Source organism: Gilliamella sp. Gris3-2, from assembly GCF_001690345.1.
Classification (GTDB): Bacteria; Pseudomonadota; Gammaproteobacteria; order Enterobacterales; family Orbaceae; genus Gilliamella; species Gilliamella bombi.
The window spans coordinates 1-25472 of sequence record NZ_LZHB01000008.1 but is presented as its reverse complement, the minus strand read 5'-3'; the positions used below and the strand labels follow the sequence as shown (position 1 = coordinate 25472).

General features: G+C 35.0%; 27 protein-coding genes. 15 read left to right on the top strand and 12 right to left on the bottom strand.

Features of this window, described 5'->3' with window-relative positions; genetic code table 11:
* Positions 1-2: 2 nt before the first annotated feature.
* Complete coding sequence (gene aspS / locus A9G32_RS01605; protein ID WP_065590299.1) at positions 3-1760, bottom strand: aspartate--tRNA ligase; 1758 nt, start codon at positions 1758-1760, stop codon at positions 3-5.
* Positions 1761-2045: 285 nt separating this feature from the next.
* On the opposite strand from aspS, the gene A9G32_RS01600 reads away from it, so the two are divergent.
* From A9G32_RS01600 to ybaK, 10 genes are all read left to right on the top strand, one after another.
* Positions 2046-2591, top strand: a complete 546-nt coding sequence (locus A9G32_RS01600) for a cysteine hydrolase family protein (RefSeq protein ID WP_065590298.1) — start codon at positions 2046-2048, stop codon at positions 2589-2591.
* A gap of 29 nt (positions 2592-2620) precedes the next feature.
* Complete coding sequence (locus A9G32_RS01595) at positions 2621-3409, top strand: DUF3100 domain-containing protein (RefSeq protein ID WP_065590297.1); 789 nt, start codon at positions 2621-2623, stop codon at positions 3407-3409.
* On the top strand, positions 3409-3858 hold the full coding sequence (locus A9G32_RS01590; RefSeq protein ID WP_065560819.1) for a hypothetical protein: 450 nt from the start codon (positions 3409-3411) through the stop codon (positions 3856-3858). The genes A9G32_RS01595 and A9G32_RS01590 overlap by 1 nt, the downstream gene beginning before the upstream one ends.
* A gap of 20 nt (positions 3859-3878) precedes the next feature.
* Entirely contained in the window at positions 3879-5198 is a 1320-nt protein-coding gene (locus tag A9G32_RS01585; protein WP_065590296.1) for an amidohydrolase, read from the top strand.
* An 81-nt stretch (positions 5199-5279) separates the two neighbouring features.
* A complete protein-coding gene (locus tag A9G32_RS01580; RefSeq protein ID WP_065590295.1) occupies positions 5280-6053 on the top strand; it encodes a molybdopterin-synthase adenylyltransferase MoeB in 774 nt (257 codons plus the stop codon).
* A complete protein-coding gene (dusC, locus tag A9G32_RS01575; RefSeq protein WP_065590294.1) occupies positions 6050-7006 on the top strand; it encodes a tRNA dihydrouridine(16) synthase DusC in 957 nt (318 codons plus the stop codon). The genes A9G32_RS01580 and dusC overlap by 4 nt, the downstream gene beginning before the upstream one ends.
* A 311-nt stretch (positions 7007-7317) precedes the next feature.
* On the top strand, positions 7318-8250 hold the full coding sequence (gene glyQ, locus A9G32_RS01570; RefSeq protein ID WP_065590293.1) for a glycine--tRNA ligase subunit alpha: 933 nt from the start codon (positions 7318-7320) through the stop codon (positions 8248-8250).
* Between the two features lie 10 nt (positions 8251-8260).
* Positions 8261-10333, top strand: a complete 2073-nt coding sequence (gene glyS / locus A9G32_RS01565; RefSeq protein ID WP_065590292.1) for a glycine--tRNA ligase subunit beta — start codon at positions 8261-8263, stop codon at positions 10331-10333.
* A gap of 73 nt (positions 10334-10406) precedes the next feature.
* Entirely contained in the window at positions 10407-11216 is an 810-nt protein-coding gene (locus A9G32_RS01560; RefSeq protein WP_065590291.1) for a hypothetical protein, read from the top strand.
* Between the two features lie 103 nt (positions 11217-11319).
* Complete coding sequence (gene ybaK, locus A9G32_RS01555) at positions 11320-11805, top strand: Cys-tRNA(Pro) deacylase (RefSeq protein WP_065590290.1); 486 nt, start codon at positions 11320-11322, stop codon at positions 11803-11805.
* Between the two features lie 169 nt (positions 11806-11974).
* Here the strand turns inward: ybaK and A9G32_RS01550 are convergent, their stop codons facing one another.
* The 4 genes from A9G32_RS01550 to A9G32_RS01535 all read right to left on the bottom strand — a co-directional run bounded on the left by A9G32_RS01550 (position 11975) and on the right by A9G32_RS01535 (position 15089).
* Positions 11975-12247: an HU family DNA-binding protein gene (locus tag A9G32_RS01550; RefSeq protein ID WP_034912351.1), complete on the bottom strand. Its 273-nt coding sequence runs from the start codon at positions 12245-12247 to the stop codon at positions 11975-11977.
* A gap of 173 nt (positions 12248-12420) precedes the next feature.
* A complete protein-coding gene (locus A9G32_RS01545; RefSeq protein ID WP_065590289.1) occupies positions 12421-13023 on the bottom strand; it encodes a YjaG family protein in 603 nt (200 codons plus the stop codon).
* A complete protein-coding gene (gene hemE / locus A9G32_RS01540; protein WP_065590288.1) occupies positions 13016-14089 on the bottom strand; it encodes a uroporphyrinogen decarboxylase in 1074 nt (357 codons plus the stop codon). The genes A9G32_RS01545 and hemE overlap by 8 nt, the downstream gene beginning before the upstream one ends.
* Before the next feature lie 112 nt (positions 14090-14201).
* On the bottom strand, positions 14202-15089 hold the full coding sequence (locus A9G32_RS01535; RefSeq protein WP_065590287.1) for a LysR family transcriptional regulator ArgP: 888 nt from the start codon (positions 15087-15089) through the stop codon (positions 14202-14204).
* 208 nt (positions 15090-15297) lie between these two features.
* Here A9G32_RS01535 and rpiA point away from each other — a divergent pair, with 208 nt between their 5' ends.
* Together rpiA and serA are read left to right on the top strand one after the other, a co-directional pair.
* A complete protein-coding gene (rpiA, locus tag A9G32_RS01530) occupies positions 15298-15954 on the top strand; it encodes a ribose-5-phosphate isomerase RpiA (RefSeq protein ID WP_065590286.1) in 657 nt (218 codons plus the stop codon).
* A 79-nt stretch (positions 15955-16033) separates the two neighbouring features.
* The gene (serA, locus tag A9G32_RS01525) at positions 16034-17275 is read left to right on the top strand and encodes a phosphoglycerate dehydrogenase (protein WP_065590285.1); all 1242 of its coding nucleotides are present in this window, start codon (positions 16034-16036) and stop codon (positions 17273-17275) included.
* Positions 17276-17411: 136 nt separating this feature from the next.
* On the opposite strand, the gene srlR is transcribed toward serA, so the two are convergent.
* From srlR to srlA, 6 genes are all read right to left on the bottom strand, one after another.
* Complete coding sequence (srlR, locus tag A9G32_RS01520) at positions 17412-18194, bottom strand: glucitol operon DNA-binding transcriptional repressor SrlR (RefSeq protein WP_065590284.1); 783 nt, start codon at positions 18192-18194, stop codon at positions 17412-17414.
* A gap of 98 nt (positions 18195-18292) precedes the next feature.
* The gene (gutM, locus tag A9G32_RS01515) at positions 18293-18652 is read right to left on the bottom strand and encodes a transcriptional regulator GutM (RefSeq protein WP_065590283.1); all 360 of its coding nucleotides are present in this window, start codon (positions 18650-18652) and stop codon (positions 18293-18295) included.
* Positions 18653-18729: 77 nt separating this feature from the next.
* Entirely contained in the window at positions 18730-19509 is a 780-nt protein-coding gene (gene srlD / locus A9G32_RS01510; RefSeq protein WP_065590282.1) for a sorbitol-6-phosphate dehydrogenase, read from the bottom strand.
* A gap of 12 nt (positions 19510-19521) precedes the next feature.
* Positions 19522-19890: a PTS glucitol/sorbitol transporter subunit IIA gene (locus A9G32_RS01505; RefSeq protein WP_065590281.1), complete on the bottom strand. Its 369-nt coding sequence runs from the start codon at positions 19888-19890 to the stop codon at positions 19522-19524.
* A 96-nt stretch (positions 19891-19986) separates the two neighbouring features.
* On the bottom strand, positions 19987-20973 hold the full coding sequence (srlE, locus tag A9G32_RS01500) for a PTS glucitol/sorbitol transporter subunit IIB (RefSeq protein WP_065590280.1): 987 nt from the start codon (positions 20971-20973) through the stop codon (positions 19987-19989).
* 21 nt (positions 20974-20994) lie between these two features.
* A complete protein-coding gene (srlA, locus tag A9G32_RS01495) occupies positions 20995-21543 on the bottom strand; it encodes a PTS glucitol/sorbitol transporter subunit IIC (protein ID WP_034913455.1) in 549 nt (182 codons plus the stop codon).
* Between the two features lie 274 nt (positions 21544-21817).
* On the opposite strand from srlA, the gene A9G32_RS01490 reads away from it, so the two are divergent.
* From A9G32_RS01490 to mutH, 3 genes are all read left to right on the top strand, one after another.
* A complete protein-coding gene (locus A9G32_RS01490; RefSeq protein ID WP_034913453.1) occupies positions 21818-22354 on the top strand; it encodes a Dps family protein in 537 nt (178 codons plus the stop codon).
* Between the two features lie 60 nt (positions 22355-22414).
* On the top strand, positions 22415-22963 hold the full coding sequence (locus A9G32_RS01485; protein ID WP_065590279.1) for an NADPH-dependent FMN reductase: 549 nt from the start codon (positions 22415-22417) through the stop codon (positions 22961-22963).
* A 75-nt stretch (positions 22964-23038) separates the two neighbouring features.
* Positions 23039-23710 carry a DNA mismatch repair endonuclease MutH gene (gene mutH / locus A9G32_RS01480; protein WP_141672740.1) on the top strand — a complete coding sequence of 224 codons (672 nt, stop codon included), beginning with the start codon at positions 23039-23041 and terminating at the stop codon, positions 23708-23710.
* A 100-nt stretch (positions 23711-23810) separates the two neighbouring features.
* Here mutH and argA read toward each other — a convergent pair whose 3' ends face one another.
* The gene (gene argA, locus A9G32_RS01475) at positions 23811-25139 is read right to left on the bottom strand and encodes an amino-acid N-acetyltransferase (RefSeq protein ID WP_065590277.1); all 1329 of its coding nucleotides are present in this window, start codon (positions 25137-25139) and stop codon (positions 23811-23813) included.
* Between the last annotated feature and the right edge of the window lie 333 nt (positions 25140-25472).

Genomic DNA, 25472 nt, shown 5'->3' with positions numbered 1-25472 from the left:
CACTATCTTTTACTTACTTCAATACCAAGTTCAGTCAATGCTGCAATATTGGCTGGACTTGGAGCATCAGTAAGTAAACAAGTTGCTGCTGTAGTTTTAGGAAACGCTATTACATCGCGAATATTATCCGTTCCAGTTAATAACATACTTAATCGATCTAATCCAAATGCCAATCCTGCATGAGGAGGTGTACCATATTTTAATGCATCAAGCAAAAAGCCAAATTTCTCACGTTGATCATGTTCATTAATACCTAAAATTGAAAAGACGGCTTGTTGCATTTCGCTACGGTGAATACGAACCGATCCACCACCAACCTCATAACCATTGATTACCATATCATAAGCATTTGCAACAGCATTTTCAGGATTATTCAAAAGTTCTTCTGGTGTATAATCTTTTGGTGACGTAAATGGATGATGCATAGCACTTAAACCTTCATCTGTTTCTTCAAACATCGGGAAATCAATAACCCAAAGTACCGCCCATTTACTTTCATCGGTTAAACCTAAATCTTTACCAACTTTTAAACGTAATGCCCCTAACGCATCACTCACTACTTTATAGCTATCGGCACCAAATAATAAAATATCACCATCTTTAGCATTGGCACGATTAAGCAGTGCTTCCATTTGCAATTCATTAAAGAATTTAGCAACTGGGCTTTGTACACCTTCTAACCCTTTGCAACGTTCATTAACTTTAATCCAAGCCATACCTTTTGCGCCGTAAACTGAAATGAATTGCGTATATTCATCAAGTTGTTTACGTGTTAATTGTGCACCGTTTGGAACACAAAGCAACGCAACGCGTCCTTTCGGATCGTTAGCTGGTGTTGAAAACACTTTAAAATCAACATCTTTAACCAAATCAGCCACATCAATAATTTCAAGCGGATTACGCAGATCAGGCTTATCACTTCCAAAGCGACGCATCGCTTCAGCAAAAGTCATAATAGGAAACTTACCTAAATCCACATTTTTCACATGTAACCAAAGCTCATGAATCATCTTCTCCATAACATCACGCACTTGCTCTGCTGTCATAAATGAAGTTTCAACATCGATTTGCGTAAACTCAGGTTGACGATCGGCTCTTAAATCTTCATCGCGAAAACATTTTACAATTTGATAATAACGGTCGAATCCTGACATCATTAGCAATTGTTTAAATAATTGTGGCGATTGTGGCAGCGCATAAAACTCACCTTTATGAATTCGACTTGGAACCAAGTAATCTCGTGCGCCCTCAGGAGTTGCTTTGGTTAACATTGGCGTTTCGATATCTAAAAAACCATGTTCGTTCATAAACGAACGAACAAATGCGGTAATTTTAGCTCGCGTTTTAAAGATCGTTGCCATTTCAGGGCGACGCAAGTCAATATAACGATATTTTAGACGTTGCTCTTCACTGTTGTTTTGATTGAAATCAAGAGGCAATACATCGCTACGGTTAAATATTGTCAATTCAGTTGCCAAAATTTCAACCTCTCCGGTTGCCATATCTTTATTGATTTGACCTTCCGGACGAGCTCTTACTTTGCCTTTAATTTGGATACAAAATTCATTACGAAGTTCACCAGCAAGTTGATATGCTTGTTGATAATCAGGATCAAAAAAAACTTGTACAATACCTTCACGATCACGCATATCGATAAAAATCATACCGCCTAAGTCTCGGCGTTTATTGACCCAACCACATAATGTTACTTCTTGATTAATATAACTTGCATTGAGTTGTCCGCAATAAATTGTTCTCATTAAAATATCCTGTGTACTATTAGCAATAATGATAATTATTATAGAGCAATTTATCAGGGTATAAAGACCATGATTTAAAATAATTTTCATTTAATTTATTTATAGTTAGTTTTTAATAATAAATTTACTTTATAAAAGTTTTTATAAAATAAATTAAATTCAAAAAGATACCAATTAGATCTTAATTTTATAAAAAACATAATCAAATTACTTATTGAAAATAACTTGTCATATCAAATATTTATTAATAAGCTTTAATATTATTTAATAGCCTATACACTTGATATGAAAGCGTTAATTTCAATTGATTATACAAATGATTTTGTTGCTGATAATGGAGCTTTAACTACAGGCCTAGCTGGTCAAAAAATTGAAGCGGAAATGCTAAACTTAGCAGAATCATTTATAAAAAATAATAATTTTATCGTTTTTGCTATCGATTCTCATGACCCTTCTGATAGATTTCACCCTGAATATTCTCTTTTTCCGCCTCATAATATAATTGGTACTTTAGGACAACAATTATTTGGTAGTTTAGATAACCTTTATCAAAAATATAAAAATACTAATCATATCTATTGGATAAATAAGCGCCACTATTCAGCTTTTTGTGGGACAGATCTTGATTTACGATTACGCGAAAGATGCATCAGTGAAATCCATTTGACAGGAGTTTGTACTGATATTTGCATATTGCACACAGCAGTAGATGCCTATAATTTAGGGTATAAAATATTTATTCATAAAAAGGCAGTAGCCAGCTTTGATCCAATCGGTCATCAATGGGCTTTAAATCATTTTAAAAATACATTAGGGGCAACGATACTTTAAAAATATTTTAAATAAATTAAGGAGTAATAATGAAAGTTTTACGAGATTATAAAGTGCATTTACTTGCACTAGTCGTTGTTTTGGCATGTGAGTTTATCGGTAAGCAGTCTATTTGGATTATCGCCGTGTATCCGATGTTATACGCCATGATCATCGGTGGAGTAATAAGTATTCCCAAATTAAAAATATTAAAACTAAAAAATATGAATAATGCCAGCGCCATCATGATTGTAACTTTGATGTTACTTATTGCCAAGCTTGGCGTTTCTGTCGGTCCTAAGATTGATATGATTCTAAAAGATGCTAAGTTAGCATTAATTTTTCAGGAATTAGGTCATTTTGCTGGTACGATTTTATTGGGTTTGCCACTAGCAATGATATTAGGCATGAAACGGGAAGCTGTAGGTGCAACTTATTCTGTTGCTCGCGAACCGAATATAGCAATTGTTGCAGATAAATATGGATTGGATTCCGCTGAAGGTCGAGGCGTTATGGCGATGTATGTTTGTGGCACACTTTATGGTGCTATTTGGATGAGTATACTAGCCAGTGTGATGGCAAAACTAGATATTCTCCATCCTTATGCTTTAGCCATGGGAGCTGGGGTTGGAAGTGGTAGTATGATGGCGGCATCACTTGCTCCAATAAGTGACCTTTATCCAGAAATGGCTAGTGAAATCAAAGCCTATGCAACAACAGCAAACTTAATGTCGAGTGTTGTTGGTATTTATATTTATACATTATTTTCACTACCGTTTGCCTCTTTCTTATATAACATCTTTTCCCGTTTACGACGTAATAAAGAAGGAGCGCTATAATGAAAAGTTTAGAAACAATATTTTTACTGATCTTAGTTGCCATTATTATGGCTGCTGGTAATACAGTAGGTTACAAAATTGATTTTATGCTGTCATTAGAAGCGTTATCAATTTTAGTTGTTATATCAATTGTTGGTTATTTTGTTGGCAAAATTCCAGTATTAAACAAATTTCCAGTTATTTTATGGGTATCAGTTGTAGCCGCAGTGGCTTCATCACCTATTTTCCCTTTTCATGAACAAGTTGTTTCACTTACTGACAAGGTTTCTTTATTAGCGGTTTGTACCCCAGTGCTTGCTTATGCTGGATTGGCTATTGGTAAAGATTTAGCATTATTTAAAAGTATCTCATGGCGAATTATTCCTGTTTCATTAGCGGTATTTTCAGGCACTTTTATTTTGGCAGCAATCATTGCTCAAATCACCTTGCATTGGGAAGGTGTTATCTAATTTGCACTAGGATTTAATTTATGACAAAAGAAGAACTTAAAAAAAAGGTTTGTAGTGCAATTGCAAACCGTAAAGCCGATATTAAGGCGATTGCTGAATCAATTTGGGTAGAACCTGAACTTGGTTATAAAGAACACAAAACAGCTCAAAAAGTTGAGCAAACTTTTGAAAAACTAGGTATTCCATTTAAAAATAAATTAGCAATAACAGGAGTAAAAGGTCGCCTAAAAGGAGGAAAAGGTAGTAAATATAGCATTGCCGTTATCGGCGAGCTTGATGCTATTATTTGTGCAGATCACCCTGCTGCTGACGAAACATCTGGTGCTGCGCACTGCTGTGGACATAATGCTCAAATTGCAAATATGATGGCAGTAACGATGGGATTAATTGATTCAGGGGCTATGCAATTTTTAGCTGGCGATGTCGTACCATTTGCTGTTCCAGCTGAAGAATATGTTGAAATCACTTATCGAAATCGCTTAATAGAAGAAGGTAAAATCAAATATATTGGTGGCAAACCAGAGTTAATTTCACGTGGCGAGTTTGACGATATTGATATGGCATTACAAATACATTTAACTAGTGTACCTAATGAACGTCAAAATGGTTTTATCGAAATATCAACAACTAGCAATGGTTTTATCGGAAAATTAATTAAATATAAAGGTGAGGCAGCACATGCTGCTGCAGCGCCTCATGCTGGCGTCAATGCCTTAAATGCTGCGATGATGGGAATGATGGGGGTGCATGCTATTCGTGAAACATTTCAAGAAAAAGACTACATTAGATTCCATCCAATTATTACCCAAGGTGGTGATTTAGTAAATGTAGTTCCAAGCGATGTCAGAATGGAAAGCTATGTGCGCGCAGGCAATGTGCCTGCCATGATTGATGCCAATGAACGAATAAATCAAGCATTAAAAGCTGGAGCAATGGCTGTTGGGGCAACGTGTGAAATTAAAGATCTACCAGGTTATTTACCTTTGCAAAACAATCCAACACTTAATGACTTTTTACAAAGTAATGCACAAGATCTAATTGGTGCTGATAATGTTTGGATTGCGCCTCATATGACAGGTAGTACGGATACTGGAGATTTATCTCACATTATGCCTGTTAGCCACCCATGGATTGGTTCAGTTCGAGGTGTTTTACATGGTAAAGATTATACGGTATTTGATGAAGAAATGGCTTACATCCGCCCTGCACAAATGATGGCATGTACAATTATTGATTTACTTTATGATGATGCCAAACCTGCACAGAAACTGATGTCAGAATATAAACCACTAATGACCAAAGAGGAATATTTAACCTTTCTATCTGGCTTTGACAAATAATCTTAATAGCTTGGCACATTGTTGTGCCAAGTTTCTGTTATAATGCTTCTTCATAATTAACCACAATAATAATCGCACAATATGCTAGAACTTACTGATCAAGAATTGTTTCGTTATGATAGACAAATCACATTGCGTGATTTCGATATTGATAAACAGCAAATATTGAAAAACAGTTCAGCACTGATCATTGGTTTAGGCGGACTTGGTTGCGCTGCATCACTCTATTTAGCGGCATCAGGTTTAGGCAAATTAACGTTAGTTGATTTTGACACCATATCAAAATCCAACTTAAATCGACAAATCTTATATACCGAAAGCTTTATTAATCAATACAAAGTCGAGGTGGCAAAAGAGGCCTTAACCAATATAAATGCCAATACGTTAATTGAAACAGTAAATCAGCGACTTGATGATAATAAGCTTATTTCACTTATTAAACAACATGATATTGTCATAGACTGTACGGATAACCTAGTGACACGAGAGCAAATTAACCGCTGTTGCTTTCAAGTAAAAAAAACGTTAGTTTCTGGAGCGGCAATCCGTATGGAGGGGTTATTAAGTGTATTTACATACCAACCTAATGAACCCTGTTATCACTGTTTAAGTCGCTTATTTGGTAAAGATCAACTCACTTGTGTTGAGACCGGCGTCATGGCTCCGCTTGTTGGAATGTTTGGTTCCATGCAAGCCTTAGAAGCGATAAAAGTGTTAACTCAATATGGAAAACCATTAATTGGTCGTGTATTAATGATTGATACAATGACAATGGAGTTTAGCCAAGTTAAATTTACCAAACAACCTAATTGTCCCGTTTGTGGTAGTGGTAATACCAATCAGGTTTCTCAATGAAAATTAATCGAATTATTTTAGCTCCTATGGAGGGAGTACTTGATTATCAAGTCAGGCAACTTTTAACTGAAATTAACCAATTTGATTATTGTGTTACAGAATTTATCAGAGTGACCCATCACAAATTATCAAATAGGACTTTCTATCGCCTATGTCCTGAACTTTACAATAATGGAAAAACCGAATCTGGCACGCCAGTTCGTGTCCAAATTTTAGGACAGTCACCAGAGTGGATGGCTGAAAATGCTATTAAAGCTATCGAATTAGGTTCTTATGGTATAGATATCAATTTTGGTTGCCCAGCCAAAACTGTAGTTGGCAGCCACGGTGGCGCTTATTTATTACAATATCCAGAGCAGATATTTAATATTGTCAGCCAGGTACGACAAGCTATAGGTACAACAAATAAATTATCAGTCAAAATTCGCTTAGGTTGGGATAATAAATCGCATTGTCACGAAATTGCCAACGCAATTGAACTTGCTGGAGCCAATGAAATAGCAATTCACGGAAGGACCAAAGAAGACGGCTATAAAACCGAAAAAATAGATTGGCAAACAATAGGCCAAATCAAACAGCACTTAAAAATTCCTGTTATTGCTAATGGTGAAATTTTCTCTATTGCAGATGCAAAAAATTGCATAAGCCAAAGCCAAACTAATGACATTATGCTAGGGCGCGGTATTTTAACTATTCCAAACCTAGCTAATATGATACGAACTGAGCAATCAGCATTAAATTGGCAACAAGTGATGGAAATTTTAATTCACTATGCAACATCATCTATTGATAATGCTAAACCGCTTTATCACTCTGCTCGCATCAAACAATGGCTTGCTTACTTAAAACAGCACTATGTTCAAGCGTCAGAAGTCTTACAAAACATTAGAACACTCAAATCACAACAAGAAATTTGTCAATTTTTAACAAATGACAATAAAAATAATACATAAATGTCGTGGCTATTTATCCAACAGCTAAATAAGGTACATTACATATTACCAATAAAATATAATCTATTTAGCTGATATTAAAAGATTAATTAATGTTAATCAGAAAAGGTTATATGTGGTTCTACTTTTCCATAAAAAACGTTCAGGTAGAGCATTGATTTTATTTAATTTTTTTACTTTTAAAGAAAAATCAATCATTTATTCAATATTAGACAGAGCCTGATTAGGCATTTCACAAGTATTGATAAAAAGTATAATATATAGCACTATTTAAATTATCGAAAAACCAATTCAACCATAAAGATAACATCATGCAAAAGTTTAATGTCAAAACCTTTCAGGGGTTAATTCTTACGTTACAAGACTACTGGGCTAATCAGGGATGCACTGTGATTCAGCCTTTGGATATGGAAGTCGGTGCGGGAACGTCTCACCCGATGACTTGCCTACGAGCGCTTGGGCCAGAACCTATTAATGCAGCTTATGTTCAACCATCTCGCCGCCCAACCGATGGCCGCTATGGCGAGAATCCAAACAGGCTTCAGCATTATTATCAATTTCAAGTTATCTTAAAACCTTCTCCTGATAATATTCAAGAGCTTTATTTAGGTTCGTTAAAACAATTAGGTCTTGATCCAACTGTTAATGATATCCGTTTTGTTGAAGATAATTGGGAAAACCCAACCCTTGGTGCTTGGGGGCTTGGATGGGAAGTTTGGTTAAATGGTATGGAAGTAACCCAATTTACTTATTTTCAACAAATTGGTGGGCTTGAATGTAAACCAGTTACTGGTGAAATCACTTATGGACTTGAGCGCTTAGCAATGTATATTCAAGGCGTGGATAGTGTTTATGATTTGGTTTGGAGTGATGGAGCATTTGGTAAAACAACCTATGGTGATGTGTTTCATCAAAACGAGGTTGAGCAGTCCACTTATAATTTTGAATACGCCAATGTTGAATTTTTATTTTATTGTTTTGAACAACACGAAAAAGAAGCCAAGTTTTTGCTTGAGTTAGAAAAACCACTACCACTACCTGCTTATGAACGCATCTTAAAAGCGGCCCACTGTTTTAATTTACTTGATGCTCGTAAAGCGATTTCAGTAACTGAGCGACAACGTTATATTTTGCGCATCAGAACATTAACCAAAATGGTGGCGGAAGCCTATTACGCATCTCGCGAAGCACTTGGCTTCCCTATGTGCCAAAATTCACAATCGAACGAAAGTGCATCAAAGTAGGAATTAGAAGATTATGCAAAAAACATTTTTAGTGGAAATTGGTACCGAAGAGTTACCACCCAAATCACTCCGCACGTTAGCAGAAAGCTTTGCGGCTAATTTTATACAACAGCTTGATAATGCCAATTTGGAACATGGTGAAGTGCTTTGGTATGCATCGCCTCGCCGTTTAGCATTAAAAGTTTTAAATTTGAATGATACGCAACCCGATAGCCAAATTGTTAAACGTGGTCCTGCGGTCAGCGCAGCCTTTGATGCCAATGGCAATGCAACTAAAGCTGCTGAGGGTTGGGCTCGTGGTTGTGGTATTACAGTTGATCAGGCTGAGCGTATACAAACTGATAAAGGTGAATGGCTTTCTTATACTCAAAATCAAAAAGGTCAGCCAGTTGTTAATTTGTTATGTGATATGGTTAAAACCGCATTAAGCAAATTACCTATCCCTAAACCAATGCATTGGGCGGCTCGCCAAGTTGAATTTATTCGTCCATGTCATACTGTTACCATGTTGTATGGTGATGAGCTTGTGCCTGGTACGATTTTAGAGATTAAATCAGATCGTATTATTCGTGGCCATCGTTTTATGGGTGAGCAAGAGTTCACTATTGATAATGCAGACCAGTATCCTGAAATTTTGGAACAACGTGGTAAGGTAATTGCTGACTACGATAAACGTAAATCTATTATTAAACAACAAGCTGAAGAAGAAGCTGCAAAATTAAATGGTAAAGCAGATTTAACAGATAATTTGCTTGAAGAAGTTTCCTCTCTAGTTGAATGGCCTGTTGTGTTAACTGCTAAATTTGAGGAGCGATTTTTAGAGGTTCCTGCTGAATCATTGGTTTATACCATGAAAGGCGATCAAAAATACTTTCCTGTTTATGACAAACAAGGCAAATTATTACCAAACTTTATTTTTGTGGCTAATATTGAGTCAAAAGATCCCCAAGTTGTAATTTCAGGTAATGAGAAAGTGGTTCGCCCTCGCCTTGCCGATGCTGAATTCTTTTATCAAACTGATTTAAAACAACGTTTAGAAGACCGTTTGCCTCGTCTTGAAACAGTTTTATTTCAACAACAGCTTGGAACAGTTAAGGATAAAGCAATTCGCATTGAATCGTTATCTGGCTTTATTGCCGATAAAATTGGGGCTGATGTTGAGCAAGCCAAACGAGCGGGCAAATTAACAAAATGCGATTTAGTGACTAATACTGTTTTTGAATTCCCTGAAACACAAGGTATTATGGGACGTTATTTGGCCCTTAAAGATGGCGAAAGTATTGAAGTTGCAACCGCCATTGAAGAACAATATAAACCGCGTTTTGCTGGTGATGAATTACCAAGTACTGCTGTTTCTTGTTCAGTTTCTATCGCTGAAAAATTGGATACTTTAGCCGGCATTTTTGGTATTGGTCAGCATCCTAAAGGTGATAAAGATCCTTTTGCATTGCGTCGCGCTGCTATTGGTGTTTTACGTATTATTGTTGAAAAGGCACTGCCTTTAGATCTAGTTGAATTAGCCAATTATGCCGCATCATTATATGGCGATAAGCTTAATAATAAAAACGTAGTTGACGATATTGTTAATTTTATGCAGGGTCGTTTCCGAGCTTGGTATCAAGAACAAGGCTTTGCAATTGATACGATTCAAGCAGTTTTAGCACTGAATCCAACTAAACCCGCTGATTTTGATGCACGCGTTAAGGCAGTCACTCACTTTAGAACCTTGCCCGAAGCCTCGTCATTAGCCGAAGCTAATAAGCGTGTGTCAAATATTTTATCTAAAATTGAGGTTACTATTCCTGAGCAGATCAATGCAGCCTTGCTAGAGACAGGCGCAGAAGGTGAATTAGCTAAAAAATTGGCGATTTTAACCGATAAACTTTCACCGTATTTTAGTGAAAGCCGTTATCAAGATGCGTTAATTGAATTATCGTCATTAAAAGAGGCAGTGAATGCGTTTTTTGATTCTGTCATGGTTATGGTTGACAATGAAGGGATTAGGCTTAATCGATTAGCACTTTTGAAAAAGCTACAAAATTTATTCTTAAAAGTTGCGGATATTTCATTATTGCAAGCTTAATTTACGAATTTAATCATTCAAAAATAATAGTGGTAACTAAATCAGTTACCACATATAAGGAACTTACATAGAAATGCAAAAAAAAATCTCTTTTTCTTTAGTTTTTATACAAACATGCAATTTTATTCGTAATCGCATTACGCAATTTGTTCTTGTTAGTCTAACGCTAGCTTTAATTCATGCGTTTTTTAATTCTTTCTTTGACAAACAAAATCTAGCTGAACAAATCTATTTTTCACAAAATTTAACTAACTATGTTTTATTCGTGATGTTGACATTATTAATTAGCATTATTTTAAAAGCAATTAGTATAGCAACTATTTCTAACCTTTATATCAGCGATAAACTTAATTTAAATCTATTACTGTCTAAAGCGTTATCAAATACATTAAAAATTATTCTTTTTTATCTTATCATTGGAGTCTTTATATTTTTAGTCTCATTTATGTTATCTATAGTACTTATTAGTTTAAATTTGCTTTTACCTAAAGAACTTATTTTTATATTAATTTTTTTAGTACTACTGATTCCAATTCTAATTTTAATTATCTTTTGTAACTTCTTTTTTGCTTCGCTGGTTGAACCTGGTCAAAACAATATTCTTGACTCACTTTCATTAAGCATTCAGTCATCAAAAACCCAGTGGCGCTCAGCTATTTTGATGGTATTAATCTTCCTAGCATTCGTGATGGTTTTTACTCAATTAGCTATTGCGTTCGATAGTGACAATTTTGTCCTTGATACCATCTTCTCTTTCTGTAGTATCTTTTTTGATATTTTTGTTACTAGCTTTTTCTATCGTCTTTATACGCTAGCAAATAGTGCCTCTAACTCAGCAGCACCGTCTACTAGCAATGATGATAAAAATAAAGAAGACCACTAATTAATTCTTTAATTGTTATTCATTTCCTTACCAACTCTATTTTGGTAAGGATATCGCTTACCATATACTATTTTGATTTAACTAAATCTATTGGATAAAAGCTATGACTCCAGCAATTGATTTACTTAAAAAGCTAAAAATCAAATTTAATATCCACCAATATAAACACGATCCCAACCAAACTAACTACGGGCAAGAAGCGGTTAATAAACTTGATCCCAGTTTGAATGTTACAGCTACACAGGTATTTAAAACCTTGATTGTAAGTTTAAACGGTAATAATAAGACGTTAGCGGTTTGTGTATTGCCCGTCGATAGACATTTGGATCTTAAAAAAGTCGCAAAAGCACTAAAATGTAAAAAAATAGATTTAGCTGATCCTAATTTAGCTCAAAAGGTAACAGGTTATTTGGTGGGAGGAATTAGTCCACTCGGTCAAAAACAGCAACTACCCACACTCATTGATTTAAGTGCAAGTGAGCACACAACAATGTTTATATCAGGCGGGCGAAGAGGATTAGAAATTGAAATTGCGCCTCAAGATTTGATTGATATATTACAAGCGAAATGGGTTGAAATAACCACTTAAAATTATTAGTAATATAATTTTAATTTGGTTCTAATACTACTTATAAACAAGAAAAAGCGAAAGCAATTTGCCTTAAAATAATGTATTTTTATTGAGTTGATAAGGTCATAAGACTATACCCTATGACCTAATACTTCTATCAATCAAGTTGACAGTAAGAAAAAGCAACTTATTTGATTGCCTCTTTTAAAGTTTTACCTGATACGAATGCTGGTACTTTACTTGCTGCAATTTTAATTTCTTTACCAGTTTTTGGATTACGACCAGTACGAGCTTTACGAGAATTAACTTTAAATGTACCAAAACCAACTAATTGAACTGGCTCACCAGCTTTCAATGATTCAGTAATAGCGGCTAATGTAGCTTCCAACGCCGTTTTTGCAGCTACTTTGGTAATATCAGCTTTGCTAGCAATAGCGTCGACAAGTTCTGTTTTATTCATGGGTATATCCTTACATATTATTTTATTGTTAAAGTTAACATTATAAACGAAGCTAAAACTTAATATTTTAGCGTCGTTACTGTAAACGTTGCTTAGATTACATTGCTGTTAAATGTAGTCTATATTTGTCCAATATTAAAGAAAAATTTAATAAAAATTTTAAAAATTACACTTTAAACGCCTTGATAGCTCAAAAAAACACCAATATTACTAGTTCCCGCTGCTCGAATTTCATCTTTCAAGCCTTTTATCAACTCATTCATTTCATTATTTTCTTCGCGTAGCAATCGAAATATTTCCCACTGCAAATCAAATTCATCAATAACACTAGGCAAAGTTTGTTGTTCATCTTCTGAAAGAGTAACATTTGTTTTGGTCATTTCAAATTCAGCAACTGTAGTTGCTGATATACTACTGACTTTAGCGATATGTTCAGCGATTTCACCACTCAAGTAAGAGTGTAAGACCTCGCCAAGTGCATGACAAGCATCGATGGCTGGATAAACCATATAAGGACTATCATCAGTTACAGTTGGAATAATGAGTTCTAATTTCTCAAGCTGTAAATCAAAATTAATTTTTACATCTTCAACTAATAGCGATTCCCAAACTAAATCCAGTATTTTTTTGTAATTTTTAGCATCATCTTCATTTTGTTGTTGATGACAATAAAAAACAAAGTTGGGATACATTCGTTCACATAAGCAGACCATAAATAGACGTTGTTTCCATTGTGGTAACTTTTCTAGCCTTAATTGAACAGGATTTTTAATCATGATGAAACCTTTTTGATAGTCGATGTACCGCTTCAATCAAATGCTGTACATTATCTACAGGGATATCTTGGTGAATACCATGCCCTAAATTAAAAACATGCCCATTGTGATAGCCATATTCATTAAGAACGGCCTCTACATTGGATTCAATTGTTTGCTTTCCTGCATATAAAACGGAAGGATCTAAATTCCCTTGTACTGCTATTTTCCCTTTTTGAGCAATCTGGCTTAAATTTACAGTCCAATCCACTCCCACCGCATCACAACCTGTATTAATAATACGATCAAGCCATATTCCTCCTCCTTTAGTAAATAAAGTAACAGGAATGTACGAGGTTATATCTTGACTTTTTTTACCTTGTTTTAATTGCGATAAGATCTGTTGCATATAGTCAAGTGAAAATGTTTGATAGCTTTGATGACTTAATACGCCGCCCCAAGTATCAAAAATCATAATCGATTGTGCTCCCGCTTGAATTTGTGCATTTAAATATAATGCGATACTGTTTGCAAGTTTTTCAAGTAGTTGATGCAATGCTTTGGGCTCACTATAAAGCATCTTTTTAATTTTGGTGAATGCTTTGCTACTGCCTCCTTCAATCATGTAGGTGGCTAGTGTCCATGGGCTTCCCGAAAAACCAATTAGTGGAACTTTACCATTGAGTTCTTTTTTTGTTAATCGAATCGCATCCATCACATATTTAAGTGATTGCTCTGGATCTGGGATGGGTAATTGTTCAATATCTGATATGCAAGATATCGATTTTTTAAATTTAGGTCCTTCACCCGATTCAAAATATAGGCCAAGCCCCATAGCATCAGGGATTGTTAAAATATCAGAGAAAATAATAGCAGCATCAAGCTCAAATCGTTGTAATGGTTGTAAGGTGACCTCACAAGCTAATTCTGGCGTTTGACACATCGTCATAAAATCACCCGCTTTTGATCTTAATTGACGATACTCAGGTAAATAACGACCAGCCTGTCGCATCATCCAAACTGGTGTATAGTCTACAGGCAAACATTGTAAAGCTCGTAAATAACGATCATTTTTTAATTGGCTCATATCTTCAGCTCTTTAAATATAGACTTTATTTTGTTAAAAAGTTTCAGGTAAGTATGTGTTTCAGTATAAAAATCACTTAATTTATCTATTATTTGTGATCTAAATCCTGAGGCTATGATAATGTTTGTTGTGCATAACGAATCAAGGTTTCAGAGATATTTTGCATTACACTACTTTCAGGAGCAAAACGATGCCAATATAGCATACGTCTTTGATATAACCCATCAGTTAAGTTAATTAACTCACCATTTTTTAATTCTTGCTCAACTTGCAACTTTGGTAACATACAGCAGGCCGAACCTTGTTTAGCTAATTGCACAAAAGCTTCAGATGAACTAGTGATATGGCAAATTACACTACCTGGCGTAAGGTTAAAGTTTTCTTGTAAGAAGGCCTGATGCATATCATCTAAATGATCGAATGCAACAGCAGGCGCTTTTAATAAAGATGATCGAGTTACCCCAGTTGGAAAGTACTTTTTAGCAAAATCAGGTGAAGCCACAAAAATATAGTCTAAAGCACCTAATAAATCAGACAAGCAACCTGGTAAAGGATTAGCTTGAATGCTAATCGCACCAACTACTGTCCCTAAACGCAATAATTCTAACGTATGTTCTTCATCTTTGACTTGAATATCAAAACGTAAGATATTTTTATCTAAAACTGGTTTTAACGCAGGTAAAAACCAAGTTGCTAAAGAATCAGCATTAATCGCAATAGATAACGACAACGGTGTGGCATTTTGCTCGTTATCACCTAACCATTGCTGTTCTAATAATTCAACTTGATGTAATAAGCCAAGCAGGTGCTCACCTTGTTTGGTTGCTTTCGGAGGAATGGTCCTAACTAGCAGTTGTTGACCAAAAAAGCTTTCTAATTGTTTGATACGTTGCGAAACCGCAGGTTGTGTAATACACAATTTATCAGCAGCTCTTTCAAATCCTCGTTCCTTTATCACCGCATCTAATGCTTGTAACGCTCTATAATCTGGACGCTTCATAATCTCTTTATTAATGATTTAATCATTGCTCAAATATTAAATCTACTTTAATATCGTAATAAGTTTTAAACATATCACAAAGTTGATTTAATTCTTAAAATCCTAATGATTTTTGCTTTCTAATTGGGTACTATGCCATATCTTCAACAATTTTGCTTTCAAAATTTTATTTTTTTAAGAAAAATTATCCTCAAAATAGGGGGTTCTTATGACACAAGACGAGTTAAAAAAAGCCGTAGGCTGGTCAGCCTTAAAATTTATCAAACCCGATTCTTTTATTGGTGTAGGAACAGGCTCCACCGCATCCCATTTTATTGATGCATTAGCTACAATAAAAGATCAAATCAAAGGCACTGTATCTAGTTCGGAAGCATCCACCCAAAAATTAAAAAGCTATGGTATTCCTGTTCTCGATTGTAATGAAGTCGATTATTTGGATGTCTATGTCGATGGTGCAGATGAAATTAATCACCAGTTGCAAATGATTAAAGGTGGTGGCGCAGCTTTAACGCGCGAAAAAATTGTTTCAGCCATTGCTAAACAATTTATTTGTATTGTTGATGAATCAAAAGTTGTTGATGTATTAGGTAAATTCCCATTACCGGTTGAAGTGATCCCAATGGCACGTTCCTATGTTGCTCGTGAGTTATATAAGCTGGGCGGTAAACCAATATATCGTCAAGGCGTTATAACTGATAATGGTAATGTGATTTTAGATGTTCATGATCTTGTCATTGCCAAACCAATGGAGCTTGAAAACCGAATTAATAGCATTTCAGGTGTGGTTACTGTTGGATTATTTGCCAATAAAGGCGCTGATATTGCGCTTGTTGGATGCAGTACGGGTGTAAAAGAGCTGAGATAAAATCATTTACAACAATAAAGTTAATAATGGTATTTAATTATAAGTACCAATTTGTATGCTGAAGGAAAGAGAGGAAATAATGGTTATTCAAACTTTAACCAAAGATGAAAATAAGTTTTTATTACTTGAGGGAGTTCATCCTAGCGCAATTGAAATATTAAAATCCGCCGGCTTTACCAATATTGAATATCATAAAAGCGCATTATCGCCTGAAGAACTTAAGCAAGCTCTGAAAGATGTCCGGTTTATTGGGATCCGGTCAAGAACACAATTAACTAAGGACATTATCGATTCTGCACCTAAACTTGCTGGCATTGGCTGTTTTTGTATAGGTACCAACCAAGTTGATCTTGATGCAGCGACAGTAAAAGGGATTCCTGTTTTTAATGCACCATTTTCAAATACGCGATCTGTAGCAGAACTAGTATTAGCCGAAGCAATATTATTACTTCGTCGAGTACCAGATGCAAATGCTAAAGCACACCGAGGAAAATGGAATAAGATTGCGACAGGTTCACACGAAGCTCGTGGTAAAAATTTGGGTATTATTGGTTATGGGCATATTGGTAGCCAACTAAGTATTTTGGCTGAATCGTTAGGGATGAATGTTTATTTTTATGATATTGAAACAAAACTACCTTTAGGTAATGCTAAACAAGTTTCAACAATGAAAGAATTACTAGCAATAAGCGATATTGTTTCAATGCATGTGCCAGAAAATCCAACAACCATCAAAATGATTAGTGATAACGAAATTGATGCAATGAAACAAGACGCAATTTTAATCAATGCTTCACGCGGTAAAGTTATCGATCTTGAGGCTTTAACTAAAGCTTTGAAAGCCAATAAACTCAGTGGGGCAGCTATTGATGTTTTTCCAACAGAACCTGCTAGTAACAACGACCCTTTTGAATCTCCATTATGTCAATTTGATAATGTAATTATTACTCCGCATATCGGTGGTTCAACTAGCGAAGCACAAGAAAATATTGGGATTGAGGTCGCAAGTAAACTAGCTAAATATTCTGATACTGGTGCAACACTTTCAGCAGTTAATTTTCCTGAAGCCTCTTTACCTATTCCAGCTAAAGGCTCTAGTCGTTTTATTAATATTCATCGTAACCAACCTGGTGTTCTAACTGCTATCAATACGTTATTCGCTGAACAAGGGCTTAATATTTCAGCACAATATTTACAAACTGATCCTCAGATTGGTTATGTTGTTATTGATATCGATAGAGTTAAACAAAGTAAGGCTGAAGAGTTGTTATCTAAACTGAAAAACGTGCCAGGAACAATTCGTGCTAGATTGTTATTTTAAGGTGATAAGTCGGTACGCTTGTTAGCCACTCAGCTTTAGCGGGTTTTTAATTTTGAGTAAATTAAATTTGTTTTGTTAATAATTTGCATCACTCAAATAGATTCCCGCTAATGCAACATTTAAACAATGCTATTTTTTATTCTTTATCAATTACGTCTACTTTAATGACTTTGATGCCTCGTTGTATGAGTGCTTCATAATATTTGTCATCTAATTTATTGTCGGTGATGATGGTATCAACAGCATTTAAGTCACACACAACATTAGGACTACGCCTGCCAAACTTGGTTGAGTCAGCTAATAATATTAATTTTGCCGCAGCTTTACTCATGGCAACACTGCCGTGATAGCTTTCATTAAATGTTGTCACGCCCCCTACTAAATCAATCCCATCGGCCCCCATAAATAGTTTATCAAAAGTGTAAGATTCAAATATGGCCGCAGTTGATGCACTGTTACTGTGAAAAGAGGCCGATTTACGGCGAAAAGTGCCACCTGATAAGATAATAGTATGATCATTATTATGTGCAACAAGTTCATTTACAATGTGTAAGCTGTTAGTCATAATAGTCAAATTATTGAAACTTGTCAGTATAGGAATCATCTGAGCAACAGTACTTCCAGAGTCAAAAATAATTGAGTCACCTTCGTGGATCAATTTAACTGCTTCGCATGCAATTGATTTTTTAGATGCAATGTTGATATAAGTTTTATGATCAATAGCTCTATCACCAATTTCACGGTTTAACATGGCGCCGCCGTAAGTACGTAAAACTAGACCACTTTGGCTGAGTTGAGTGAGATCTTTACGAATTGTAGTTCCAGTCGTTTTGAAATACTCAACTAATTCATCAATACTAACTTGCCCATTATTTTGCAGGTATTCTAAAATAGCTGTTTGTCGTTGCCTTACTTTCATATTATGATTCCATCATTATTAGTATATAGGAAATTTTATTTTGCAAACCATTATACTTTATAATGAAAGAAATTACTTTTCAAAATAAAAGATAATTATTAATTTTTTGCTGTTAAGGCAACAATCAACGCACTTTGTGATATTACGTCGTTTGGAAATATTTTTTCAGGGATTATTTCTGATACAGATAAGCCATGGAGCTGGGAAATAGATTTAGGCAATGCAAATACCGTGATCCCTTTCATTATGATAGAATCAATCACAACTTTATTTTCATCTAATGAAATTGCGATTAATACTCTTGGTCTAAATCGTTTACTTTTACTACGACCAACACCTAAGTAGCAACCTTTTTTTAAAGCTAGAAACGCTTTATTGAAACGACGAATTTGAAACCAACTAAAAATAATTTGAATACACCAAGCAATAAGCGCTATAGCAACTAGAGTAGTCGTCATATTTAATATTTTTCCATTTTTTTAAGCTAGAATAAAAAGTGCGATAAGTTTAAATTAACTTTCGCACTTTATTTTAACTAGAACATCACTTGTCCACCAGTAATGTTGATTGATTGCCCTGTGCAATATGATGCTTTATCACTTGCATAAAATAGCAATACGTCAAGTACATCTTGATAATCACAACCTCGTTTTAAGGGAACTTTATCAATATAAACTTGTTCCACTTGGTTTTCAGGAATACCTAATTTTTTAGCATACTGTGGTATTAACGATTGGAACATAGGGGATTTTAATAAGTTACCTAACATTAATGAGTTTACAGTAATACCACAATCAGCAAGATCTAGGGCAAGTGATTGTGTTAACCCTACCCCACCAAATTTGGCTGCGCTGTATCCTGAATTATGTTTGCTACCCACTTTTCCAGATTTCGAATTGATTTGGATAATACGACCAGCGGTATTATGTTTTACCATTAATTTTGCAAATTCACGCGCACATAAGAAATAACCAGTTAAGTTGACATCAACCGATAATTGAAAATCACTTAATGCAAAACTGGTAATTGGAGCTGCACGTGCAATTCCTGCACTGTAGACTAATAAGTCAGCATGTTTAAATGTAGCTTCAACGTCTTGTGCTAACTTGATGACACTATCTTCTTTGGTTGCATCAACAACAAAGCCTTTTGCCGTGCCAGCGCCATGTTTTTGATTTATTTCATCTGCAACTTTGTTTGCATTAGCGGCATTCAAATCTGCAACGGCAACTTTGTATCCAGCATCAGCGATACCTTTACATAAGAATTCACCAAGAGTTTGTCCGCCACCTATAACAACTGCTACTTGTTTCATTTTTTATGTTCCTTAATCATTTACAATTCTAATTTCATCACCCACAAAAAGCTGACTTGGAGTTTCACCTTCTATATGAATGGTTCCTGGTAATTCGGCTTGATTATTACTATCAAATTTTAATGTGATATGACCTAATTCACGGAAATTAACGCTAGCAACATCACCCACCGCGGTAATTTTGTAACTCTGTTTACCTAGATAAATGGTCTGCCCAACTTGTAAATCTTGTTTTAAATCATCATGACTATGCACAAAACAATAATCCGCTAAATCTGCTGGTGCTCCAGTTTTAAACAGGATTAACATACCATCAGTTAATGCATCTTGAGCAAACTCACCAATTTGACTAATTTTTGATTGATAGATAATATTTGACATCATTAACCTTCTTATTTCTTGCTTTCACTTAATCCAAGCTTTTTATTTTTAACGTTAGTTTAAAATGGGATGGAACCATCCCATTTTTTAGACAATCTATTGATAGATAAATAACGATACCGCCCATGCAACTAATACTGTTGGCGCACCGGTTAAAAAGCGGCTAACTAACACCGATGGTACCCCTACTCGAACTGTATCTTGTTTAGCTTCAGCAAGTGATAAACCAACCGGAATAAAGTCGCATGCTGCTTGTGCATTAATGGCAAATAATGCTGGCAATGCTAAATGCGGTGGAATATTACCAAGTCCAATTTGAACACCAACTAATGTCCCAATAACTTGAGCAATAACCGCACCAGGACCTAAGAATGGGGAAAGTAATGGAAATGAACAAATTAAGGCTAAAATAACCAATCCAAGCGGATTGTTTGCCAGTGGTACTAGCCCATGCGCAATAAAGTTACCCAATCCAGATGCAATGATGATACCAATTAGTGCCGATACAAACGCCATAAAAGGAAGTATTGTTTTCAGTACAGTGTCAATTGTATCTCGGCCAGCTTGGAAGAAGACAGCAACGCCAGAACCCATACCGATACCAATTCTTGCTAACAAACCATCGCTTTGTTCAGTAATTTTTTTGCTGCTGTCATAATCTTTAAATTCAGACGATTTATCGTTTGTTGCTGGTTCGCTTACAACATTCCCTTCTTTTTCTATTAGTTTGATATTGTGAGGTTTTACCGCAGAAACATAAATATCTTCAACAATATATTGAGCCAGAGGGCCTGATTTACCTGTGGCATGAATATTGATAGTTGGTATACGATTTTTTGGATAAATTCCACAACGTAATGTTCCTCCACAATCAATCACAGCAACGCCAATTTCATCTTTAGGCGGCTCACCATCTTTAAAACCATCAATAGCTTCCCAACCAGTTAGATCAACTAAAATGTCAACTATGGCTGGACGAGTACCTGCTGCAATATAAACAATTTTTTTACCAGCAATAACTGGAAGTTCCAAAGGTCCACCCCAACCTGCTTCGCCTTTTTCAATGTGGATAAATTTTGCCATTTTTTATATTCCTTATTTTTATTATAGATGAACTTTTCTTTCTAACTTGATGCCCATTTTTCTTTCAAAAATGGCAGTACAAAAGTCAGTAATCCACCCCCTAAAGAAGTTAGTACCTAAACCAACAAGGAAATAACTCACAGCAAGAGGACCTAAAGGTAAATTTAGGGTAGTTAAACCAGCAGCTATTCCCAAATAAACAAAAAGTTCACCAGGGTTAACGTGTGGAAAGAGTCCATTCATTGAATGGCAACTATAAGATGAAGCTGCATAATAACTCGGTTTGTAAAACTCTGGCATAAAACGACCTAGGCTTAATGTCATTGGATTACAAAATACGAAAGTTCCGATAAGTGGTAATAATAGATATCGAGAAACAGGATTGCCCGCACAAGCTTGCGCTAAACGTTCAATACGTTCTTGCCCAATAAATTTAATCACTGCGTTCATCACAACGAGTAATGAAATTAATAATGGTAATATACTTGTTACCATACCCACAAATACCTTGCCGCCTTCTTGGAATAAACCAATAAACCATTCGGCACCAAATGAAATAGCATCAATCATATTGTCTCCTATTGAGTTAAATTTCGCATTAATGCTATCAACTTTGAAATATAAAAACTTTTAACTAAATCACATTTTGAAATATTTTCTTTTATTTTGAAAGATATTGTTTCATATAAATAAAAACAAGAAAGAAGAAAGAGATAAAAAAACCATAGGTTACTGAAATAGCAATGATAGTAAAAAATTAACGTTTTTTATTGGACATTAACATTAAGTTGGCGTAATTTTGTCAATACGGGTATTTATTATTCAATTTAAAGGAGAATATATCATGGCTAAAAGTACGGCTTCTGCTAAAAAACTACAACAATCAGCTATTTTGTTTCCTACTGATTTAGGACAAAAGGCATCAAAAGATATTTCTGGAGCAATGAATTCTGTTTTAGCAGATGTATTTGCTTTATATTTAAAAACTAAAAACTTTCATTGGCATGTTAGTGGTCCTCATTTCCGTGATTACCACTTAATGCTAGATGATCAAGGTGAAGAGCTATTTGCAATGACAGATCCGATTGCGGAACGTGTCCGTAAGTTAGGTGGCACAACTCTACGCTCAATTGGTCACATTGCTAAATTACAGAGTATTTCTGATAATGATGCAGATTTCGTTGAACCATCAGATATGCTTGCCGAGCTATGCCAAGATAATGTAAAACTAACAGAACGTATGCGTGTTGCACATGATATTTGTGATAAATACAATGATACCGCTACTGCCAGTTTAATTGAAGAGTGGATCGATCAAACAGAACAACGTGCATGGTTCTTATTTGAAGCAGGCCGAAAAGTCGACTCATCAGGACATTAACAAATACTATTAATTTAAGAGGTATTAAAAATACCTCTTATAAAAAAGTGGAGATTTAAGATGAGTAAAAAAATTGCTGTACTGGTAGGAAGTTTGCGCAAAGACTCTTATAACTTAAAAGTAGCAAAAGTTTTTCAAAAAATTGCACCACCATCACTTTCATTACAAATTATTCAAATTGGCGATTTACCTTTATATAATGAAGATATTGATAATGATACCCCTCCTGCCTCTTATACTCGTTTCCGCAAAGAAGTAGCCGATTGTCAGGGTGTTATTTTTGTGACACCAGAATATAATCGTGGAGTTCCTGCTGTTATCAAAAATGCAATAGATATTGGTTCTCGTCCTTATGGTAAGAGCATTTGGTCTAAAAAAGCCGCTGCAATTGTTTCCGTTTCACAAGGTGCAATTGGTGGGTTTGGCGCTAACCATCAACTTCGTCAATCATTAGTATTTCTTGATATGCCGACATTACAACAGCCTGAAGCTTATATTGGTAATGTAGCTTCTACTTTTGATGAAAGTGGTAATATTACTGAAAAAAGTAAAGAATTCTTAGCCCTTATTATTAATAGCTATGCAAGTTGGGTTGAAAAGTTAAGCTAATAACTCTTTATTTTAAGATTCACAGTCAATATAATTGACTGTGTTTTCTTAACAAGTAAGTTAACTATTTTTGCCATGCCTATATTTTTTCCTAATAGTGAACAAGAATTATTGCAACGAGCTCAGTTAGCAGCAGGTTATACTTTTGGCGAGATAGCACAATACTTAAACATACCTATACCGAATAATCTAAATAAACAAAAGGGTTGGGTAGGCAATCTTATTGAAACTTTTTTAGGAGCAAATGCTGGTAGTAAAGCTGAGCAAGATTTTGCTAATCTTGGTATAGAGCTTAAAACTATTCCTGTTGATAAACACGGTAAACCACTTGAAACAACCTTCGTTAGTGTCACACCATTAATGGCTAATCATGGTGTTATTTGGGAGACAAGCCATGTTAGATATAAACTTGCAAAAGTGCTTTGGATTCCGATAGAAGGTGAAAGAACTATTCCTCTCGCAGATAGAAAAGTTGGAAAACCTATTATGTGGACACCAACTAAAAAACAAGAGCAACAGCTCAAACAAGACTGGGAAGAGTTAATGGATATGATAGCACTAGGGCATGTTGAAAAAATTACTGCTCGATATGGTACTTATTTACAAATTAGGCCTAAAGCAGCCAATGGGCAAGCTCTTACGGAAGCAATTGGTGAAAATGGTGATATTATTTTAACTCGACCACGTGGGTTTTACTTAAAAAAAACATTTACAATGCAAATTTTAAATACTTTTGTAACATACTAATTCTAATTACTTTTTATAGCTGGCGTTAATATCCCATTATTTAATACCAGATTTATAATATTAGAAATTTTAGTCGCTCCCAACCTTATTTAAATATAGGTCAAAGAATATCAAGCATTAAAATTTTAGAATTCCTTTGATAATTATAAAGTTTTTTCTTTTTAATCGGTAAATTATCAACTTCTGCAGGGTTAAAACCTTTTTCTCTAAACCAATGAATACTACGTGTAGTTAAAACAAATATTTTTTCGAGCCCTAACTGGATTGCTTTTTCTGTTAACTTTTCAATTAAGTCATCTCCTCGAGATGAATTGCGATAATCAGGATGAATAGCTACACAGGCCATTTCTCCCATTTTTTCTTCAGGATATGGGTAAAGCGCTGCACAACCAATTGTCATATTATCACGTTCAATAATGGTAAATTTATCGATCTCCATTTCTAACTGCTCACGTGAACGTTTAACCAAAATACCTTGTTCTTCAAGTGGGCGTATGAGTTCTAGAATTCCTCCAATATCGTTAATAGTTGCTAAACGCACTTGTTCAGAATGCTCCATCGCTACTTGTGTTCCAATCCCATCACGCGAAAATAATTCTTGTAAAATTGAGCCATCAACCAAATAACTTACCAAATGGCTTCGTCTGACCCCACTACGGCATGCTTTAGATGCTGCACGTAAAAAACGTGCTTCACTAGATAAAGGCTTACCTTGCTGCTCTTTTTTATTGACATAATTATCCGCATCAACAGGATAAAGGTCGGTAATAACACGACCGTTTTCATCTAGTACTCCTTGTTCAGCGCAAAAACTGATTAATTTATCCGCTTTTAAGCGAATAGCAACTTCGGTTGCGACATCCTCAGACGCTAAATTGAAACTTTCACCAGTAACCGAAACGCCAACAGGGCCTAGTAACACAATTGAGCCACGATCTAGTTGTTCAGCTATAGCCTCGTTGTTTATACGGCGGATTTTACCTGTATGACAATAATCAATCCCATCATCTACCCCTAAAGGTTGTGCAATCACAAAATTACCACTTACAACACTGATATGAGCTCCTTGTAATGGAGTATTATTTAAACTCATTGATAAACTTGCGGTAATATTGAGTTGTAATGAACCAGTAACTTGTTTAATGATGTCCAGTGTTGTTGCATCGGTAATACGCGTATTTTTATAATATTTAGGTGTGATATTATGATTTTTTAAAGATTCATCAATCTGATTGCGAGCACCATTAACAATAACAAGTTTAATACCAAGACTATAAAGTAAACCAATATCACTGATAATACTTGAATAATTATTACTTTTTAACACTGCGCCTGTGAGCAAAATTACAAATGTTTTACCATGATGTGCATTAATATAAGGTACTGAATGTCTTAAGCCATCAACTAACTCAGTTGTACGTTCTTTCATTTTAACAACCACCTCAAACTGAATACTTATTCACTTTTTATGTATTTTTATTTATTTTTGGTTTTATGGCAAGCAATATTTCAAGAATCTAATAAAAATCTTAAAATTTGCTATTAATAAAAGTTAATGGCTTAAGCTTAATGATTTTTGATTAAGTAATAATGGATTAACAAAATATTGAATTGTTAAATACGAAAATAAATTAAAATTTTTATGAGATGTTAATATCGAAAAAAAGCGTGCCATATTGGCATGCCCTCTAACATTATTATTCTTAATAATATATAAAATTATATTTTTGTTATATCAACTACCTTTTTAAAACGATAAAAG

Coding starts and splice junctions, on each gene's coding strand:
- A9G32_RS01590 (WP_065560819.1), top strand. CDS start 3,409: ATGAAAAGTTTAGAAACAATATTTTTACTGATCTTAGTTGCCATTATT.
- A9G32_RS01595 (WP_065590297.1), top strand. CDS start 2,621: ATGAAAGTTTTACGAGATTATAAAGTGCATTTACTTGCACTAGTCGTT.
- A9G32_RS01490 (WP_034913453.1), top strand. CDS start 21,818: ATGGCTAAAAGTACGGCTTCTGCTAAAAAACTACAACAATCAGCTATT.
- glyQ (WP_065590293.1), top strand. CDS start 7,318: ATGCAAAAGTTTAATGTCAAAACCTTTCAGGGGTTAATTCTTACGTTA.
- A9G32_RS01560 (WP_065590291.1), top strand. CDS start 10,407: ATGCAAAAAAAAATCTCTTTTTCTTTAGTTTTTATACAAACATGCAAT.
- aspS (WP_065590299.1), bottom strand. CDS start 1,760: ATGAGAACAATTTATTGCGGACAACTCAATGCAAGTTATATTAATCAA.
- mutH (WP_141672740.1), top strand. CDS start 23,039: ATGCCTATATTTTTTCCTAATAGTGAACAAGAATTATTGCAACGAGCT.
- hemE (WP_065590288.1), bottom strand. CDS start 14,089: ATGAGCCAATTAAAAAATGATCGTTATTTACGAGCTTTACAATGTTTG.
- gutM (WP_065590283.1), bottom strand. CDS start 18,652: ATGACGACTACTCTAGTTGCTATAGCGCTTATTGCTTGGTGTATTCAA.
- A9G32_RS01550 (WP_034912351.1), bottom strand. CDS start 12,247: ATGAATAAAACAGAACTTGTCGACGCTATTGCTAGCAAAGCTGATATT.
- A9G32_RS01505 (WP_065590281.1), bottom strand. CDS start 19,890: ATGTCAAATATTATCTATCAATCAAAAATTAGTCAAATTGGTGAGTTT.
- rpiA (WP_065590286.1), top strand. CDS start 15,298: ATGACACAAGACGAGTTAAAAAAAGCCGTAGGCTGGTCAGCCTTAAAA.
- srlA (WP_034913455.1), bottom strand. CDS start 21,543: ATGATTGATGCTATTTCATTTGGTGCCGAATGGTTTATTGGTTTATTC.
- A9G32_RS01545 (WP_065590289.1), bottom strand. CDS start 13,023: ATGATTAAAAATCCTGTTCAATTAAGGCTAGAAAAGTTACCACAATGG.
- srlE (WP_065590280.1), bottom strand. CDS start 20,973: ATGGCAAAATTTATCCACATTGAAAAAGGCGAAGCAGGTTGGGGTGGA.
- A9G32_RS01535 (WP_065590287.1), bottom strand. CDS start 15,089: ATGAAGCGTCCAGATTATAGAGCGTTACAAGCATTAGATGCGGTGATA.
- ybaK (WP_065590290.1), top strand. CDS start 11,320: ATGACTCCAGCAATTGATTTACTTAAAAAGCTAAAAATCAAATTTAAT.
- dusC (WP_065590294.1), top strand. CDS start 6,050: ATGAAAATTAATCGAATTATTTTAGCTCCTATGGAGGGAGTACTTGAT.
- serA (WP_065590285.1), top strand. CDS start 16,034: ATGGTTATTCAAACTTTAACCAAAGATGAAAATAAGTTTTTATTACTT.
- A9G32_RS01485 (WP_065590279.1), top strand. CDS start 22,415: ATGAGTAAAAAAATTGCTGTACTGGTAGGAAGTTTGCGCAAAGACTCT.
- srlR (WP_065590284.1), bottom strand. CDS start 18,194: ATGAAAGTAAGGCAACGACAAACAGCTATTTTAGAATACCTGCAAAAT.
- srlD (WP_065590282.1), bottom strand. CDS start 19,509: ATGAAACAAGTAGCAGTTGTTATAGGTGGCGGACAAACTCTTGGTGAA.
- A9G32_RS01585 (WP_065590296.1), top strand. CDS start 3,879: ATGACAAAAGAAGAACTTAAAAAAAAGGTTTGTAGTGCAATTGCAAAC.
- A9G32_RS01580 (WP_065590295.1), top strand. CDS start 5,280: ATGCTAGAACTTACTGATCAAGAATTGTTTCGTTATGATAGACAAATC.
- argA (WP_065590277.1), bottom strand. CDS start 25,139: ATGAAAGAACGTACAACTGAGTTAGTTGATGGCTTAAGACATTCAGTA.
- A9G32_RS01600 (WP_065590298.1), top strand. CDS start 2,046: ATGAAAGCGTTAATTTCAATTGATTATACAAATGATTTTGTTGCTGAT.